Annotated in this window: 12 protein-coding genes and 1 riboswitch; of the genes, 8 read left to right on the top strand and 4 right to left on the bottom strand. The window is 64.3% G+C overall.

Features of this window, described 5'->3' with window-relative positions; all coding sequences use genetic code 11:
- Nucleotides 1-42: 42 nt before the first annotated feature.
- The 4 genes from mdh to BGP00_RS06360 all read right to left on the bottom strand — a co-directional run bounded on the left by mdh (nt 43) and on the right by BGP00_RS06360 (nt 5,214).
- Complete coding sequence (gene mdh, locus BGP00_RS06375) at nt 43-1,005, bottom strand: malate dehydrogenase (protein ID WP_168604497.1); 963 nt, start codon at nt 1,003-1,005, stop codon at nt 43-45.
- A 304-nt stretch (nt 1,006-1,309) separates the two neighbouring features.
- On the bottom strand, nt 1,310-3,262 hold the full coding sequence (locus BGP00_RS06370) for an EAL domain-containing protein (RefSeq protein WP_292925726.1): 1,953 nt from the start codon (nt 3,260-3,262) through the stop codon (nt 1,310-1,312).
- Between the two features lie 155 nt (nt 3,263-3,417).
- Nucleotides 3,418-3,753, bottom strand: coding sequence for a hypothetical protein (locus BGP00_RS06365; protein ID WP_168604499.1), 336 nt, complete (start codon nt 3,751-3,753; stop codon nt 3,418-3,420).
- A gap of 204 nt (nt 3,754-3,957) precedes the next feature.
- Complete coding sequence (locus BGP00_RS06360) at nt 3,958-5,214, bottom strand: cell wall hydrolase (protein WP_292689963.1); 1,257 nt, start codon at nt 5,212-5,214, stop codon at nt 3,958-3,960.
- A gap of 211 nt (nt 5,215-5,425) precedes the next feature.
- Nucleotides 5,426-5,636: riboswitch (cobalamin riboswitch) on the top strand.
- Nucleotides 5,637-5,749: 113 nt separating this feature from the next.
- On the opposite strand from BGP00_RS06360, the gene BGP00_RS06355 reads away from it, so the two are divergent.
- From BGP00_RS06355 to BGP00_RS06320, 8 genes are all read left to right on the top strand, one after another.
- Entirely contained in the window at nt 5,750-7,597 is a 1,848-nt protein-coding gene (locus tag BGP00_RS06355) for a TonB-dependent receptor (protein WP_292689965.1), read from the top strand.
- Between the two features lie 3 nt (nt 7,598-7,600).
- Complete coding sequence (locus tag BGP00_RS06350) at nt 7,601-8,437, top strand: ABC transporter substrate-binding protein (RefSeq protein ID WP_292689967.1); 837 nt, start codon at nt 7,601-7,603, stop codon at nt 8,435-8,437.
- The gene (locus tag BGP00_RS06345) at nt 8,437-9,414 is read left to right on the top strand and encodes an iron ABC transporter permease (protein ID WP_292689969.1); all 978 of its coding nucleotides are present in this window, start codon (nt 8,437-8,439) and stop codon (nt 9,412-9,414) included. Before BGP00_RS06350 ends, BGP00_RS06345 begins: the two co-directional genes overlap by 1 nt.
- On the top strand, nt 9,411-10,166 hold the full coding sequence (locus BGP00_RS06340; protein ID WP_292689970.1) for an ABC transporter ATP-binding protein: 756 nt from the start codon (nt 9,411-9,413) through the stop codon (nt 10,164-10,166). The genes BGP00_RS06345 and BGP00_RS06340 overlap by 4 nt, the downstream gene beginning before the upstream one ends.
- A gap of 79 nt (nt 10,167-10,245) precedes the next feature.
- Nucleotides 10,246-11,541 carry a DUF3857 domain-containing protein gene (locus BGP00_RS06335; RefSeq protein ID WP_292689972.1) on the top strand — a complete coding sequence of 432 codons (1,296 nt, stop codon included), beginning with the start codon at nt 10,246-10,248 and terminating at the stop codon, nt 11,539-11,541.
- A gap of 70 nt (nt 11,542-11,611) precedes the next feature.
- Entirely contained in the window at nt 11,612-14,524 is a 2,913-nt protein-coding gene (gene uvrA / locus BGP00_RS06330; protein ID WP_292689973.1) for an excinuclease ABC subunit UvrA, read from the top strand.
- Nucleotides 14,521-14,796 carry a hypothetical protein gene (locus tag BGP00_RS06325; protein ID WP_292689974.1) on the top strand — a complete coding sequence of 92 codons (276 nt, stop codon included), beginning with the start codon at nt 14,521-14,523 and terminating at the stop codon, nt 14,794-14,796. Before uvrA ends, BGP00_RS06325 begins: the two co-directional genes overlap by 4 nt.
- Nucleotides 14,797-14,914: 118 nt before the next feature.
- A complete protein-coding gene (locus BGP00_RS06320) occupies nt 14,915-15,622 on the top strand; it encodes a phosphatase PAP2 family protein (protein ID WP_292690216.1) in 708 nt (235 codons plus the stop codon).
- Nucleotides 15,623-15,891: the final 269 nt, after the last annotated feature.

Raw genomic sequence — 15,891 nt, 5'->3', positions numbered from 1 at the left:
TTATTTTGGCCCCGGCTTATCACCGGGGCCATATTTTTTCGATCAGGCCAGCGAGGGGTCGATGCCCTTGCACGCCACCAGCAGTTCCTTCACCGCCTCGACCGAGACGTTCAGGTTGGCCTGGGCTTCTTCGTCCAGCTCGATCTCGATGACCTTTTCCACGCCGCCGGCGCCGATCATGACCGGAACGCCCACATACAGGTCGTTCACGCCATATTCGCCGTTCACATAGGCGGCCGAAGGCAGGATGCGCTTCTGGTCGTTGAGGTAGGCTTCAGCCATGGCGATCGCCGAGGCGGCCGGAGCGTAGAAAGCCGAACCGGTCTTGAGCAGGCCGACGATCTCGCCGCCGCCCGAGCGGGTGCGGGCCACGATGGCGTCGATCTTTTCCTGAGTCGACAGGCCCATCTTGATGAGGTCGGGAACGGGGATGCCGTTGACGGTCGAATACTGAACCACCGGCACCATCGTGTCGCCATGGCCGCCCAGAACGAAGGTGTTCACGTCGCGGATCGACACGCCGAATTCCCAGGCCAGGAACGTGGTGAAGCGGGCCGAGTCGAGCACGCCGGCCATGCCGACGACCTTGTTCGCGGGGAGCCCCGAGAATTCGCGCAGAGCCCAGACCATCGCGTCGAGCGGGTTGGTGATGCAGATCACGAAAGCGTCGGGGCAGTTGTTCTTGATGCCTTCGCCGACAGCCTTCATCACCTTGAGGTTGATGCCGAGCAGGTCGTCGCGGCTCATGCCGGGCTTGCGCGGAACGCCGGCGGTGACGATCACCACATCGGCGCCGGCCAGATCGGCATAATCATTCGTACCAGTGATCTTGGCGTCAAAGCCTTCGACCGGGCCGCACTGCGACAGGTCAAGAGCCTTGCCCTGAGGAACGCCCTCGACAACGTCGAACAGGACGATGTCGCCCAGTTCCTTTTGCGCTGCCAGATGAGCGAGCGTGCCGCCGATGTTGCCGGCGCCGATCAGGGCAATCTTCTTGCGAGCCATGAACCAATCCTTCCCTACTTGCGGGGCTTCCCCTTGGCCGGAAGTGGCCGCAGGATAGCGGGTGTTTCACTGACCATCATACGCAGTCCCGCAAGCGCGCAGGTGGCCCTTAACCGAATTGGGGGTGGCCCTATTCCTGTCTTTGCTGCTTTGCAAGGCGGGAAAAGCATATAAGACGAAAGAGTTTGCGCGACTAATTCGCAATAGCGGAAAGCCTTGCCTCGATAACCGATATGGCAATTAAATTGGCGCGGCCAGGCCATATCCGGTTTGGCATACGTAACCATACCGGATGAACAGGCGTTCAGGCGTGCTTGCGAGCGGGCGCCGAGTCTTGATGGGGAGTCGCGGGCGCGGCATCGGCCCCGATCCGGCGGCGCTCCTGCGCCAGCAGCATCGCGGCCAGATAGTCCGGCACGGCCCGGCTGAAATACCAGCCCTGACCCAGCGTGCATCCGGTGTCGCGCACCGCCTGCACCTGTTCCAGCGTTTCCAGACCTTCGGCCACGATCTCCATCCCCAGCGTCTTGCCCATGGCCGCCACCGCGCAGATGATCGCATGGCTGGTCGTCCCGGCGCTGAGCCCAGAGATGAAGCTACGGTCGATCTTGATCTTCTTGAAGGGATAGCGGTCCAGATAACCGAGGGACGAATAGCCGGTGCCGAAATCGTCCAGCGCAAAACGCACGCCGGCCCCGGCCAGCTCGTTGATGAAGGCCGAGGTGTTGGGGCTGTGATCCAGCAATGTAGTTTCGGTAATTTCCAGCTCAAGGCGACTGGGGGGCAGTTTCGCCTCACGCAGCGCGTTGAGGATGCCCAGCGCGGCGCCGGGCGCGCGGATCTGGAGCGGGGAGAGGTTGACCGCCAGGGTCACATCGTCCGGCCACTCGGCAGCGACGCGGGCGGCCTTGGCGGTGATCCAGTTGTCCAGCGTGATGATCGCCCCGCTTTCCTCGGCCACGGGGATGAATTCATCGGGCCGCAATTCGCCCTTTTCCGGATGGAACCAGCGCACCAGCGCCTCGAACGCCCGGATCCGCCCGGTTTCCAGATCGACCAGCGGCTGGAAATGGACGGAAAGCTCATCTCGCTGCAGGGCAAGGCGCAGTTCGGCCTCGATCTCCTTGCGGCGGATCAGGTCACGCGTCATCGCGGGGTTGAAACTGACGATCTGTTTGCGACCATTCAGCTTGGCATGGTTAAGCGCCAGATCGGCCCCCTGCAGCACGGCCTCCAGATCGGTGCCATGTTCGGGCAGGATCGCGATGCCGATCGAGCAGCCGATCTCAAGCCGGTCATCGTCAATGCGCAGCGGGCGCAGGATGTCGTTCAGGATCGTATCGGCCACGCCCTTGATGACGGCGTCGGAGGCGGCCTCAAACGCGATGATGAATTCATCGCCGCCAAACCGCCCGATGCCCGCCCCCACCGGCGCGCTGCGGCGCAGGCGCGCGGCCACCTCGACCAGACAGCGGTCGCCCACCTGATGGCCCAGCGTGTCGTTGATTTCCTTGAAGCGGTCGAGATCCAGCCACAGGATCGCCAGCTTGTTGCCCTCCGGGATCGCTACAAGGCGTTCGACCAGATGATGGTTAAGCCCCGCTCGATTGAGCAGGCCGGTGACAATGTCGGTGCGCGCCAGATGCTGCATCTTTTCGGCAAGGCGCTGGCTGGTTTCGGCGCTGGCAATCGAATCGCGCAGCGTGCGGAACACATTGAGCGTGATCGACATCATCGCGGGCAGCACGAGAAACAGCGTGAAGGCCAGCAACTGGCTGGCCAGATCGGTCTGCATCCCGGCCGCCACGATCACCGGCAGCAGCGCCAGCGCCAATTGCCCGATGGCGATTGCGGGGCGCCCGGCGTTGCGCGCGGCAATCCCCACCGAATAGGCAATCGCATTGCCCACCATCAGCGTGCGCACCGGCCCCGGCACTGGATGGAAAAACGTCAGTGCCGCGATCATTCCGGCCATGATCGAATAGGAAAACGCGCCCAATTCATAAATGATTTCAAGCGCGCGTGCCTTATGCGCCATCCATCGCGGCAGGATGGTCGCGCTGGCCACGCGCATCAGCGCGATGGCCGACATGACCCAGGCGGCAAGGGTGATGGAGCGGTTGCCCGATTCAATGGCGGCGGTTGCGCTGGTTAAAATCCCGCACAGCGCGCCGATCGCCAGCGACGACGGTTGCGTATAGAGCGTGGTGACCAGAATGGCTCTTGCCCGGTCATCAGCAGCATGGGTTTTGAACAAAACCCGCAACGTGTCGAATAAAGGACGGATCGGACAACTCCCGCTGGACAAGGACAACCTAGGGGAGAACTCGTCACAGATTGGTTAACGACATTGTCAAACGTTCAAAGTCTGTCGCATTTATACAAAAAATTGCGATGCCGCCAACCGCCCCCTCACTCGGGGGAAACCAGCGGCTCAAACTCCTCCACCGAGCGATGCGCCGTGGCCAGACGGTTGGCCATCTGCCGGTCCAGCTTGCGGCAAATGCCCAGCCAGTGGCGGTATTGATCGCGGTTGCCTTCGAAAAAGGCGCGCAGGGCGATGTTGCGCGCGCGTTCTGCGGCGCCAAGGCCATGGCGGGCGAAATGTTGCAGGGCGCTGTAGAGCATCACATCGGTTTCGACCTGATTGTCATGGTCATTGGCCGGTGCGCGCAGCCGGGGGCGGCGCAACACGCGCGCCACAGCGCCGCATTCACCCGCACCTGCCGCTGCAAATCGGATCGACATGCCTGAAAATTCCTCAATCTCGATTGATAATCGGCTTCTGTCTATCACATGGGGGCTAAGTCTTCGTGTTTTGCCTTGGTTATCATATCCCTGTCGCGGGTTAACCGAGTTTGCACCCATCTTGGATCTACCGAGTGTTAAAATGCCCCGGTGCACCGCGACAAAAACGGCGTTCCGGGGCGGGTTTAACGGGCAAAACAGGGTTTATTCGGGATCGCTGAGCCAGCGTCCGCTGTTCTGATATTCGGGGCGAACATTATCGCTGCCGGGCAAATTCGCCGCCCGATAGGCATTATCTCCGCCATGGCGCAACGCTTCGGCGGTATATTGCGGCGCGGCGGCGGCGGGCGTGGCGGATGCCCCGCTACCATGGGTTGCAGCGCCAAGGGTCTGACCCATTTTGGCGGCATAAGCGCGTTCGATGGCGATCGGGTCGTCCACCAGTTCGCGATTTGCAAAGGCCACCCGCTGATGCGGGACGGGCAGCGGCTCGCTGATGGCGTGAACAAAGCGGAATGCGCCGGAATCGCCCGCCGGTCCATGCATGCGGTAAAAGCGATGCGCGCCGATCTGGCCGATGAAATTCAGGCTGTCGGCCCAATAGGGATGGACGGCAAACGTATGATAATGCGTGGCAAGGCCGACCGGCGCATAGACATAGCCAGCCAGTGCGGCGCGGGCCACGGCCTCGGCGCGGCTCCAGAAATAGCGGCTGGGCTTGCGCATCAGCGCGCCGTCGCAGGTAAAGGTGAACTGGCACCCGGTGGCGCGTTCCGAACCCTGAAACACCACGCCGCACACGCTTTTGGGATAGGCGGGATGGGCCATGCGGTTGAGCACGACCTGCGCCACGGCGCGCTGGCCATCGTCGGGCTCGCTGGCGGCCTCGTAATAGACCGCAGCGGTCAGGCAGGAGAGCGCGCGTTCGCGGTCCACCGCATTGGCCAGGCCCGAAAGCGCGCGCGCCGCCGGACCTGATCCGGGCAGGGGCGTTTCATCATCGCCCTGCGCCGCCGCACCGCCATCCCAATGCAGCCCCGGCGCCATCGCGGCCAGCGCCCCGCGCCAGCCGGTCGCGGGGGCGGGCGCTTCGGCCTCGCGGCTGACGTAATAGTAGGCCGCGCCCGGCCAACTGTCGCCCGGTTGTTCAAAGGGCATGGGGGCGGTGCTGCTCTGGCCATCGACGGGATCGGCCTCGTCATGGGCGGTTGTGGCGGCCAGCGCCATTGCGCCGGTGCCTTGCCCGCGCCATGCCTGCACGGCCAAAATCGCCAGCAGGGCGCAGGCCACAGCCAACAGGCGCTGCATCGTCGCGCGGCGCAGTTCGGCATTGCGCAGGGCGTTGATTCTCATGCCGTCGCCCCGGCGCAAGCGTGCCGCATGGTCCGTCCGCCCATCGTCGCGCGCGGGCGGGGCGGATCGCAGGGCATCAAACGCAAGGGAGGCACGCGGGCTGTTCATCCTGACTTCTCGGCCTTTGGCAAATCGGGCGATCATGGCAAAACACACAATCGCCGGGGCTGCACCTGCCGAATTGGGGCCGTCTCATTGCGGCACGGAAGGGGCGGATAATCCTTAATGCCTTAATTTGGCGCCCTCCGATCAGGGTTAAAAAAGCCTTGCCCGCGCCTTTACGGCTGTGCCCCTTGCACCTTTGGGCATGTGGGGCTAGGGCGGCGGCCACGCCAACGGTGCCCCTCGCAGGGGGGCTGAAAAGGGAATTTGCCCGCTCTTGCTCCGGCAAGGGGGATGCAAAGCTGCCCCCGCAACTGTTTCCGGGCGAGCGTACCGTCATATGCCACTGGGCCGATCGGTCTGGGAAGGCGGCGGATGCGCGATGACCCCGGATAGCCAGGAGACCTGCCGGTGGTTGTCGTTCAGCGCCGGGCGGGGAAGACCGGATGCAGCGCGATGCCGTCTGTTTCCATGCGCAAGGGGCGCGTGGGGCGGCCTCTCCCGCCACGAACGGCAAATAGCCTTCGTGAGGGAAAGAGCTATGAAAATCCGTTATTTCGCCGCCGCTTCGTCGCTGATCGCGCTGGCCCTGTCCGCGCCCGTCATGGCCGCCGAAGATGCTGGGGCCATCACCGTACTGGCCACCGGCAACAGCCAGCCGGTCGATGAGACCGGCCAGTCGATCAGCGTGGTCGATCTGGCCGAGATCCAGTCGATCCAGGGGCCGGACCTGACCCGCGTGCTGACCCGCCTGCCGGGCGTGTCCTTTGCCCGCGCGGGCGGCCTTGGCGCCACCACCAGCTTTTTCGTGCGCGGCGCCAATTCCGAACAGACCCTTGTGATGATCGACGGGGTGAAGGTCGAGGACACGGCGGCCCCTTCGGGCGGCTATGATTTTGCCAATCTGGTCAGCGGCGGCGTCGGTCGCATCGAACTGCTGCGCGGATCGAACAGCGTGGTGTGGGGCAGCAATGCCATCGGCGGCGTCATCGCCATCACCAGCCGCGAACTGAACGGCGCGGAGCTGAATTTCGAGGGCGGCAGCAACAGCACCTTTGATGCGGGAGCCACGCTGGGCCTGTCGAAGGACGCCTATGCGATCACGCTCAACGGCGGCTACATCAGCACCGACGGCATCCCCACCCGCACCACCGACACGCGCGCCAACGGTTTCCACCAGACCCGCCTGTCCACCCGCGCTCGCCTGCGTCTGGCGCAGGGGCTCAACCTTGTGGCCACGGCGCGCTATGCCGATGGTCAGGTGGGCGTCGATTCCTATGACTGGGTGCTGGGCTATGTGAACCGGGGCGAGGTGCAGTCGAGCGAGCAGGTTTCGGGCCGTGTGGGTCTGGAATATGCGGCCGAGAAATATTCGGCGCGTCTGGGCATCAGCCAGTCCTCGCTGCGTCGGGGCTATATTGATCCCACGGTGCAGAACACCGAATACAGCTCCTACCTTGGCCGCAGCACGCGCATTGACGGCGCGGCCCATGTCGATCTGCCCTATTTCTTCTCCGCCGATGTGGGCGGCGAGGCGATGTGGAACCATGCGCGCTCGTATTATTTCACGCCCGGCGCGGTGAATGATGCGAATATCGCCAGCGGCTATGGCCTGCTGGGCTGGAGGGCGTTTGGGCTGAGCCTGTCGGGCGGCCTGCGCGTGGACAGCCATTCCACCTTTGGCACCCACACAACCTTTGGCGCGAACGGCACGTACAGCCTGATCGACGATGTCCGCCTGCGCGCTTCCTATGGCGAGGGTTTCCGCGCCCCCTCGCTCTATCAGCTTTTCGATCCCTATTCGGGCAACAAGGGGCTCAAGGCGGAAACCAGCAAGTCCTATGACGTCGGCCTTGAAAAGGGCGACCGCAATGGCAAGCTGTACGGCGCCGTCACATGGTTCCACCGCGATATCAACAACCAGATCGACTATGACCTGTCCACCTCGACCTATGCCAATCTGGGCCGTACGCGGGCCGAGGGTCTGGAATTCGAAACCGGCCTGCGCCCGGTCGATGCGCTGCAATTGCGTGCGCTCTACACTTTCGTGAAGAGCACCAACCAGACCGCCGGCAGCAGCGCGCTGGGCAAGGATCTGGCGCGTCGTCCGCGTCATATGGTCACCTGGTCGGCCGACTGGAAAACGCCGCTGGCGGGCCTTGCCATCGGCGGCGACATTCGCGTCGTCTCGTCCAGCTTTGACAATGCGGCCAATAGCAACCGTCTGGCGGGCTATGCGCTGGTGGGCCTGCGCGCCAGCATTCCGGTGGGCGATCATGCGGAAATCTTTGGCCGCATCGAAAACCTGACGAATGAGCGTTATGCGGTGGTCAAGGATTACAATTCCTATGGCCGCACCGCATCGCTGGGCCTGCGGGCAAAGCTGTAATTGATGCGCGGGGGGCTGGCCCTGCTTGGAGCCTTGATGGTGGGGGCCTGCGCTCCCGCTGCGCCTCGGGTTCAGCCCTCCCGTATCATCAGCCTTAATCCTTGCACCGATGCGCTGCTGGTCGAACTGGCCGACCGCGATCAGATCGGGGCGCTGTCCTCCTATAGCCGCGATCCGGCGCAAAGCTCGATGGATGTGGCGCAGGCGCGCCGCTTTCCCTTCACTCGCGGCACGATGGAGGAGGTGATCTCCGCCCAGCCGTCGCTGGTGGTTTCGGGCAGTTTTACGCCAGCCGCGACACGCGCCGCCTATGCGCGCATGGGCCTGCGGCTGGAGGAATTTTCCATGGCCGCCACGGTGGAGGAGAGCGAGGGTCAGATCCGCCGCATGGCCGCCCTGCTGGGCCACCCCGACCGGGGCGAGGCGATGATTGCGCGGATTGATCGGGCCATGCGCGATGCCGCGCCGCCTTTGGGGGCGAAACCTTTGCCCGCGCTGATCTGGCATGGCGGCGGGCTGGTCGTGGGGGGCGAGACTTTGGTGTCCGACCTGCTGCGTCGTACCGGTTTCACGCCCTTTGCCGCGATCCGGGGCATGGGCCAGTCACAATTCCTGCCCCTTGAACGCATGGTGGTCGATCCGCCGCGCGTGTTGCTGGTGATAGGTCATGGTGATGCCGATGGCGGGCGCGAGGGGCGGCGGGTGCTGGGTCATCCGGTGCTGGCGCAATTGCGCGCGATGCAGCGTTTCGATTTCGACGCAGGGCTGGAATATTGCGGCGGCCCCACCATCATTCGCGCCGCGCAAAGACTGGCGCAAATCCGCCGGGAGGCTCATTGATGACGCGGTTGAACCTCCGTCTTGTCGGTGCGCTGGCGCTGGCTTTTGTCGCTTCCTTGCTGGCGGGGCGGGTGTGGGTCGATCCATTCCATCCCGATGTGCCGGGCGCGGGCCTGATCCTGATGCAATTGCGCCTGCCGCGCAGCGTGCTGGCGGTGCTGGTGGGCGGCGGGCTGGGCGCGGCGGGCGCGGCGATGCAGGCCTATTTGCGCAATCCTCTGGCCGATCCGGGCCTGTTCGGCATAGCGCCCAGCGCGGCGCTCGGCGCGGTGCTCAGCATCTGGCTGGGCTCTTATGGCGTTGCGCTGGGGCCATGGGCGCTGCCGGTTTTTGCGCTGGTGGGCGCTGGCGGGGCGATGGCGCTGCTGGGGCTGATCGCGGGGCGTTCGGCCGGGGGCGTGGCGCTGTTCACGCTGGCGGGCATGATGATCGCTAGCCTTTCGGGCGCCTTGATGAGCCTTGCCATCAGCCTTTCGCCTTCGCCCTTTGCGCTTTCGGAAATCGTGACATGGCTGATGGGGGCGCTGGCCGACCGCTCGTGGCATGAGGTGTGGATGGCCGCACCGCTGATGCTGGTCGGGCTGGGGGCGTTCGTTGTGGCGGGCCGCTCGCTTGATGCGCTCACGCTGGGCGAGGCGGCGGCGCGCTCGCTGGGCGTCGATCCGCGCCGGTTGCAGGCTTTGCTGATCCTTGGCGTGGGATGCACGGTGGGGGGCAGCGTGGCGGTGGCCGGGATCATCGGTTTTGTCGGGCTTGTCGTGCCGCATCTGCTGCGGCCCTTTACGGATCGGCGGCCTTCTTCGCTGATCGTGCCCTCGGCGCTGGGCGGGGCCTTGCTGCTGGTGGTGGGGGACAGCGTGTGCCGTATCCTGCCGCTGGCGGGGGGCGAATTGCGGCTGGGGATCGCGCTGTCCTTGCTGGGGGCGCCTTTCTTTCTGGCGCTGCTCTGGCGGATGCGGGACGGGGTTTGGCGATGATGCTTTGCGCGCGTAATCTGACGCTGGCCGGGCGGCTGAGCGATGTGTCCCTCGACCTTTCGCCGGGGCAGGTGACGGCGATTTGCGGCCCCAATGGCGCGGGCAAATCCAGCCTTATCTCCGCCATGGCGGGGGTCTTGCCGGTGCCGGGGGCTTTGACGCTGGACGGGCATGACCTGCCCGCGATGCCACCGCGCGAAAGGGCGCGCCTGCTCGGGTACTTGCCGCAGGGGGGCGAGGCGGCGTGGGATGTGTGCGTTCGCACGCTGGTCGAACTGGGCCGTTTGCCGTGGCAGGCCGCGCCGCTCCACCGCGCCCATGCCGATGGCGCACAGGACCGCGAGGCCGTGGCGCAGGCGATGACCGCGATGGATCTTGAGCATCTGGCGGACCGCCCGCTCTCGCGCCTGTCGGGCGGAGAGCGGGCGCGGGCCTTGCTGGCGCGGGCGCTGGCCGGGTGTCCGCGCTGGGTGCTGGCTGATGAACCCTTGGCGAGCCTCGATCTTGGCCATGGGCTGCGCCTGCTGAAGGCTCTGCGCGATCAGGCGGCGCAGGGTGTGGGCGTGTGCCTTGTGCTGCATGATCTGGCCATGGCGATGAACCATGCGGATCGCGTGGTGGTGATGGACCGGGGCCGGGTGGTGGCCGATGGCGCGCCGGGTGAGGCGTTAAGCGAGGATGTTATCGCGCGCGTCTGGGGCGTAAACGGGCGCTGGCTTGGGCCGGAGGGCGCGCAGGCGCTTAGTCTTTGATGTGCCAAATGGGAACGGCCGGGCAAATTGCGGGTTAACCGAATGGACATGGCGCGCGGTTTGCGGTTGTCTTGGCGCTATGAACAAGGGACTGCCTTTCCTCGCCTTGATGGCCGTGCTGGCCGGGCCGCTGCGCGCCGACGAATTGCCGCGCGCCGATGTTGCGCCCGCGTGGGTGGTGCCGGTGGCCATGCCCGCCACGGTGCAGCCTGCGGGCGAAGCGCCGCTGCATATGGTGATGCAGGATCAGCAGGTGTGGTTTCATGGGGGCACGACCAGCTTCTATCAGCGTCGCATTCTGCGCATCGACCAGCCCGAGGGCATTCAGGGCATGGCCCGGCTGTCAGTGCAATGGCGGCCCGAAACGGACCGGCTGACCATTCACGCCTTTCGCCTGACGCGGGGCAATCGCAGCAACGACCTGTTGCCCGCCGTGCAGGAGGTGCTGGCGCATAAAGGCAGCAATCTTGGCGGTTTGCGGGTGGATGGGCAGCGTTCGCTGGGGCTGCCGATTGCGGGCATGGCGGTGGGCGATGTGATCGAGATCGCCTGGACCATCGACCGCACCGAGCCTTTGCTGGGCGGGCATCACGAGGTGTCGCTCGATGCGGGCAGCCATGGGGTAATCGACCGGCTTGCGCTGGCGGCGCGATGGGATGGTGCGCGGCCGATGGGGGTGGCGGCCGAGAACCTGCCCGCCGCGCTGGAGCGAGGGCCGGGGCGGGTGGCGATGGTCACCGATGCGCTGGCCGAGAGCAAGGCGGCGCGGGTGCTGGAACTGTCGGATTTTGCGCAATGGGCCGATGTGGCGGGGGTGTTTGCGCCTTTGTTTGATGCGGCGCGGCGGGTGGGGCCAGATTCGCCCCTGCGCGGGCAAATTGCCGATATTCGCGCGGCCACCAGCGATCCTCTGGCGCAGGCCGGGATGGCGCTGACCATTGCGCGGCGCGATGTGCGCTACCTTTATGTCGGGCTGGGGCAGGGCAATCTGAAGCCGATGCCCGCCGATCAGGTGTGGCTGCGCGGTTTTGCCGATTGCAAGGGCAAGACAGCGCTGTTGCTGGGCTTGCTGGATGGATTAGGCATAAAGGCCGAGGCCGCGCTGGTGGCGACGCAGGGAGGCGAGGGGATCGACCGCCGCCTGCCCAGCGTGACCGGGTTTGACCATGTGATCGTGCGGGCACAGATCGCCGGGCAGGTCTATTGGCTGGACCCCACCGCCGAGATGGGGGCCAAGGAGGGGGCGCTCGATCTGGCCGCGATGCCGGTGCCGCGTTATGGCTGGGCCTTGCCGCTGCGGATGGGCGCGGGGCTGGAGGCGGTGGCAGGAATGCGCAGTGCCAGAGGCAAGACACGCGCCCCCAGGGGAACTTGATCGACGGGCAGGGTTTGTCTAGCGGGGATTGAGGCTTGCATCCCGCGAACAAATCTGGAACACCGCCACCATGAGTCTGACCCACATCACTGTGCGCGGCGCGCGCGAGCATAATCTCAAAGGCATCGACATCTCTCTGCCGAGGGACAGTCTGATCGTCATCACCGGCCTGTCGGGTTCGGGGAAATCCAGCCTGGCGTTCGATACGATCTATGCCGAAGGGCAGCGGCGCTATGTCGAAAGCCTGTCGGCCTATGCGCGCCAGTTTCTTGAAATGATGCAAAAGCCCGATGTCGAGCATATTGACGGGCTTAGCCCCGCGATCTCCATCGAGCAGAAGACCACCAGCCGCAACCCGCGTTCGACCGTGGCCACGGTGACCGAGATTTATGACTACATGCGCCTGCTCTGGGCGCGGGTGGGCATTCCCTATTCGCCCGCGACCGGATTGCCGATTGCGGCGCAGACCGTGTCGCAGATGGTGGACCGGGTGATGGCGCTGCCCGAAGGGACGCGGGCCTATTTGCTGGCGCCGGCGGTGCGCGGGCGCAAGGGCGAATATCGCAAGGAAATCGCCGAGTGGCAGAAGGCAGGCTATACGCGCCTGCGCGTCGATGGCGAGTTGATGGCGATCGAGGATGTGCCTGCGCTCGACAAGAAGTTGAAGCATGACATCGAGGTGGTGGTCGACCGTATCGCGGTGAAGCCGGGCATCGAATCGCGTCTGGCGGATTCGTTTGAACAGGCATTGAAGCTGGCCGAGGGGTTGGCTTTTGTCGATCTGGCCGAGGGCGTGGTGCCGGGGCGCGAGGGCGAGGTTGCGACGGGTTCGAAGAAGAAGGGCGCGCAGTTGAAGGGGGCCGGGGTTCCGACCAACCGCATCGTGTTTTCCGAAAAATTCGCCTGTCCGGTGTCGGGTTTCACGCTGGAGGCGGTCGAGCCGCGCCTGTTTTCGTTCAACGCGCCGCAGGGGGCCTGTCCGGCCTGCGACGGTTTGGGCGAGAAATTGCTGTTTGATCCTCAGCTTGTGGTGCCCAACGAGGCACTGAGCATCAAGGAAGGGGCGGTGGTGCCATGGGCCAAATCGAACCCGCCTTCGCCCTATTACATGCAGGTGCTGGCCTCGCTGGGCGGGCATTATGGGTTCAGCCTGGAAACGCCCTGGGCCGATCTGCCGACCGAGGTGAAGATTGTCGTGCTCTATGGCACGGGTAAGACGCCGGTGCCGCTGACCTTTATCGATGGCAAGAAGGCCTATACTGTCACCAAGCCGTTTGAGGGCGTGATCGGCAATCTCAATCGCCGGATGCTGCAGACCGAAAGCGCGTGGATGAAGGAGGAACTGGGCAAGTTTCAGACCTCGCAGCCTTGCGAAGTGTGCGAGGGCAAGCGTTTGAAGCCCGAGGCGCTGTGCGTCAAAGTGGCCGACAGCGATATTTCCAGCCGGACGCGGTTGAGCGTGTCGGATGCGCTGGAGTGGTTTTCGACGCTGGATGAAAAGCTGACGGATCAGCAGCGCCAGATTGCCAAGGCGATCCTGAAGGAAATCAACGAAAGGCTTGGTTTCCTGAACAATGTGGGTCTGGATTATTTGAATTTGGATCGGACGAGCGGCACTTTGTCAGGCGGGGAAAGCCAGCGGATCAGGCTGGCTTCGCAGATCGGGTCGGGCCTGTCGGGCGTGCTTTATGTGCTCGACGAACCCTCTATTGGTCTGCATCAGCGCGACAATGACCGCTTGCTGGAAACGCTCAAGCGCCTGCGCGATCTGGGCAATACGGTGATCGTGGTCGAGCATGACGAGGATGCGATCCGGACCGCCGATTATATCGTCGATCTGGGGCCGGGCGCGGGCGTTCATGGCGGCAGTATCGTGGCCGAGGGCACGCTCGAGGATATTCTGGCCAATCCCGACAGCATCACCGGCCAATATCTGACCGGTGAGCGGCGTATCGAGGTGCCGAGCGAGCGCAGAACCGGCAATGGCAAGGCGATTGTGGTCGAAAATGCGCGGGCGAATAACCTGAAGGGCGTGACGGCGCGGTTTCCCTTGGGGACGTTTTGCTGCGTAACGGGCGTGTCGGGATCGGGCAAATCGACGTTGACGCTTGATACGTTGCAGGCCGGGGCCAGCCGCGTGTTGAACGGGGCGCGGGTGATTGCCGGGGCGCATGACAAGATCGTTGGTCTTGAGCATTGCGACAAGGTGATTGAGATTGATCAGTCGCCCATCGGCCGCACGCCGCGATCCAATCCGGCCACCTATACCGGCGCCTTTGGCCAGATCCGTGATTGGTTTGCAGGCCTGCCCGAGGCGCAGGCCCGCGGGTATAAGGCGGGGCGGTTCAGCTTCAACGTCAAGGGCGGGCGGTGCGAGGCGTGTCAGGGCGATGGCCTCATCAAGATCGAGATGCATTTCCTGCCCGACGTTTATGTGACTTGCGAGGAATGCGGCGGAAAGCGTTATAATCGCGAGACTTTGGAGGTAAAATTCAAGGGCCATTCCATCGCCGACGTGCTGGATATGACCATTGAGGATGCCGAGAGTTTCTTTGCCAATGTGCCGCCGATCCGCGACCGGATGCATATGTTGAACGAGGTCGGCCTTGGCTATGTCAAGGTGGGGCAGCAGGCCACGACCCTGTCGGGCGGCGAGGCGCAGCGGGTGAAACTGGCCAAGGAACTGGCGCGGCGCTCGACCGGCAAGACGCTTTATGTGCTGGATGAACCGACCACGGGCCTGCATTTCGAGGACGTGCGCAAGCTGCTCGAAGTGCTGCACCGGCTGGTGGATCAGGGCAATTCGGTGGTGGTGATCGAGCATAATCTCGATGTCATCAAGACCGCCGACTGGATCATCGACATGGGGCCCGAGGGCGGCGTGCGGGGCGGCATGGTCGTGGCCGAGGGAACGCCCGAGCAGGTGGCCGCCAATCCGGCCAGCTTTACGGGGGGGTATCTGAAGCCGTTGCTGGCGCGGTGATCTGGGCGGTTCTGATATTGCCGCTGATTGTTGTGGTCGACTGGGCATGCTGGTCAAAGATCGATGGCATGTTGTCTTTTCCTTCGGCCCGGTGGCGCTGGCGTCGTCGGCGGTTGATGCCATGGGCGGCGATGTGGGTCTGGGTTGTGGTTGCAACCAAGTTTTTGGCGCCGGCGTCTGAGGCTGATTGGCAACAGGCGGTGGTCGTGGTTGCGGGTGTGGCTGTTCTGGTCTGGTGGATGGCGGCGATCTATCGCGATCTGACGGACTAGCGTCGGGGCGAACATGGCATTTGCGCCATGTTGGCCCGTAACCGCCCCTCTGTCCCGGTTTTGTCCCAAGGTTGTCATTGTCGTGAGATAGCAGGGCGCCATTCGTGGAGAGGTGGCTATGCGTTTGACGGCATTGGGGCTGATGGCTTTGGGATTGTGCGGCATCGCCCATGCCGGGGTGCCTTTGCGCGAAATGTCCGATCCGCCCCAGATCCATTACCTCAATCCCGCCGAAGTTGCGCCGCGCTTGATTTTCGCCCCTCCGCCGGGCGAAGCGATGACGCGGCAGGAACTGGATTTCCTCCATCGCCTGATCGCGGTGACGCCCGCAGACCGGATTGCGCGTGCCCGTGCTGATGGCGAGGATGAGACGCCCGCAATCTACAGCGTCGCGCTGGGTCGCGATTTGCGCCGGATGCCCGCCACATGGAACCTGCTGGTGGCCATAGAAGAAGAGGCCAATGCGGTGATCGGCGCGGGCAAGGATGAATTTGCGCGGCCTCGGCCCTATCAGGCCGATCCTACGATGCCGACCTGCAAGGCGGTGAAGCCTGGGAAGAGCCAGCGCTCCTATCCCAGCGGCCATGCCAGCGTGGGCTATTCCATGGGCTGGGCGCTGGCGCGTCTGGCGCCGCAGCGGGCCGAGGCGGTGCTGACGCGGGCGGATGATTATGCGCTGGGGCGCTGGCTGTGCGGCGTGCATTATCCGAGCGACACTTCAGCCAGCCGGGGCGCGGCAATGGTGGTGGCCGAGCGTTTGTTGGCCGATCCGCGTTTGGCGGTTCAGGTTGCGGCGGCGCGGACGGAGTTGGCGGGGTTGCGTTAGAGGGGGGTGCCTCCGGCGGGCAAAGGGACTTAGTCCCTTTGCAATCCCGATACTGTCTTTGTCGCGCCCTGAGGCATTGTCGCGTGACGTTGATGCGCCGCAGGCTTTATAAACCGCTTCGCGGAATGGCGCTTCCCGGCAAACTTCGCGCCATCCCATAACGGGATTGCAAAGGGCCCCGGCCCTTTGCCCGCCGGAGGCACACTTTTTCCAAGCCCCAAAAACAAAAATGCCGGAGACCTCGCGGCCCCCGGCATCCTTAATTCGGC

Origin of the sequence: Novosphingobium sp. 63-713, assembly GCF_001898925.1 — a bacterium.
Lineage (GTDB): Bacteria > Pseudomonadota > Alphaproteobacteria > Sphingomonadales > Sphingomonadaceae > Novosphingobium.
This window is presented reverse-complemented; position numbering and strand designations above follow the sequence as displayed.

Excerpts from the sequence above, each read along its gene's own strand:
- mdh (WP_168604497.1), bottom strand. The coding sequence starts at position 1,005 with ATGGCTCGCAAGAAGATTGCCCTGATCGGCGCCGGCAACATCGGCGGC.
- BGP00_RS06365 (WP_168604499.1), bottom strand. The coding sequence starts at position 3,753 with ATGTCGATCCGATTTGCAGCGGCAGGTGCGGGTGAATGCGGCGCTGTG.
- BGP00_RS06360 (WP_292689963.1), bottom strand. The coding sequence starts at position 5,214 with ATGAACAGCCCGCGTGCCTCCCTTGCGTTTGATGCCCTGCGATCCGCC.
- BGP00_RS06355 (WP_292689965.1), top strand. The coding sequence starts at position 5,750 with ATGAAAATCCGTTATTTCGCCGCCGCTTCGTCGCTGATCGCGCTGGCC.
- BGP00_RS06350 (WP_292689967.1), top strand. The coding sequence starts at position 7,601 with ATGCGCGGGGGGCTGGCCCTGCTTGGAGCCTTGATGGTGGGGGCCTGC.
- BGP00_RS06345 (WP_292689969.1), top strand. The coding sequence starts at position 8,437 with ATGACGCGGTTGAACCTCCGTCTTGTCGGTGCGCTGGCGCTGGCTTTT.
- BGP00_RS06340 (WP_292689970.1), top strand. The coding sequence starts at position 9,411 with ATGATGCTTTGCGCGCGTAATCTGACGCTGGCCGGGCGGCTGAGCGAT.
- BGP00_RS06335 (WP_292689972.1), top strand. The coding sequence starts at position 10,246 with ATGAACAAGGGACTGCCTTTCCTCGCCTTGATGGCCGTGCTGGCCGGG.
- uvrA (WP_292689973.1), top strand. The coding sequence starts at position 11,612 with ATGAGTCTGACCCACATCACTGTGCGCGGCGCGCGCGAGCATAATCTC.
- BGP00_RS06320 (WP_292690216.1), top strand. The coding sequence starts at position 14,915 with ATGCGTTTGACGGCATTGGGGCTGATGGCTTTGGGATTGTGCGGCATC.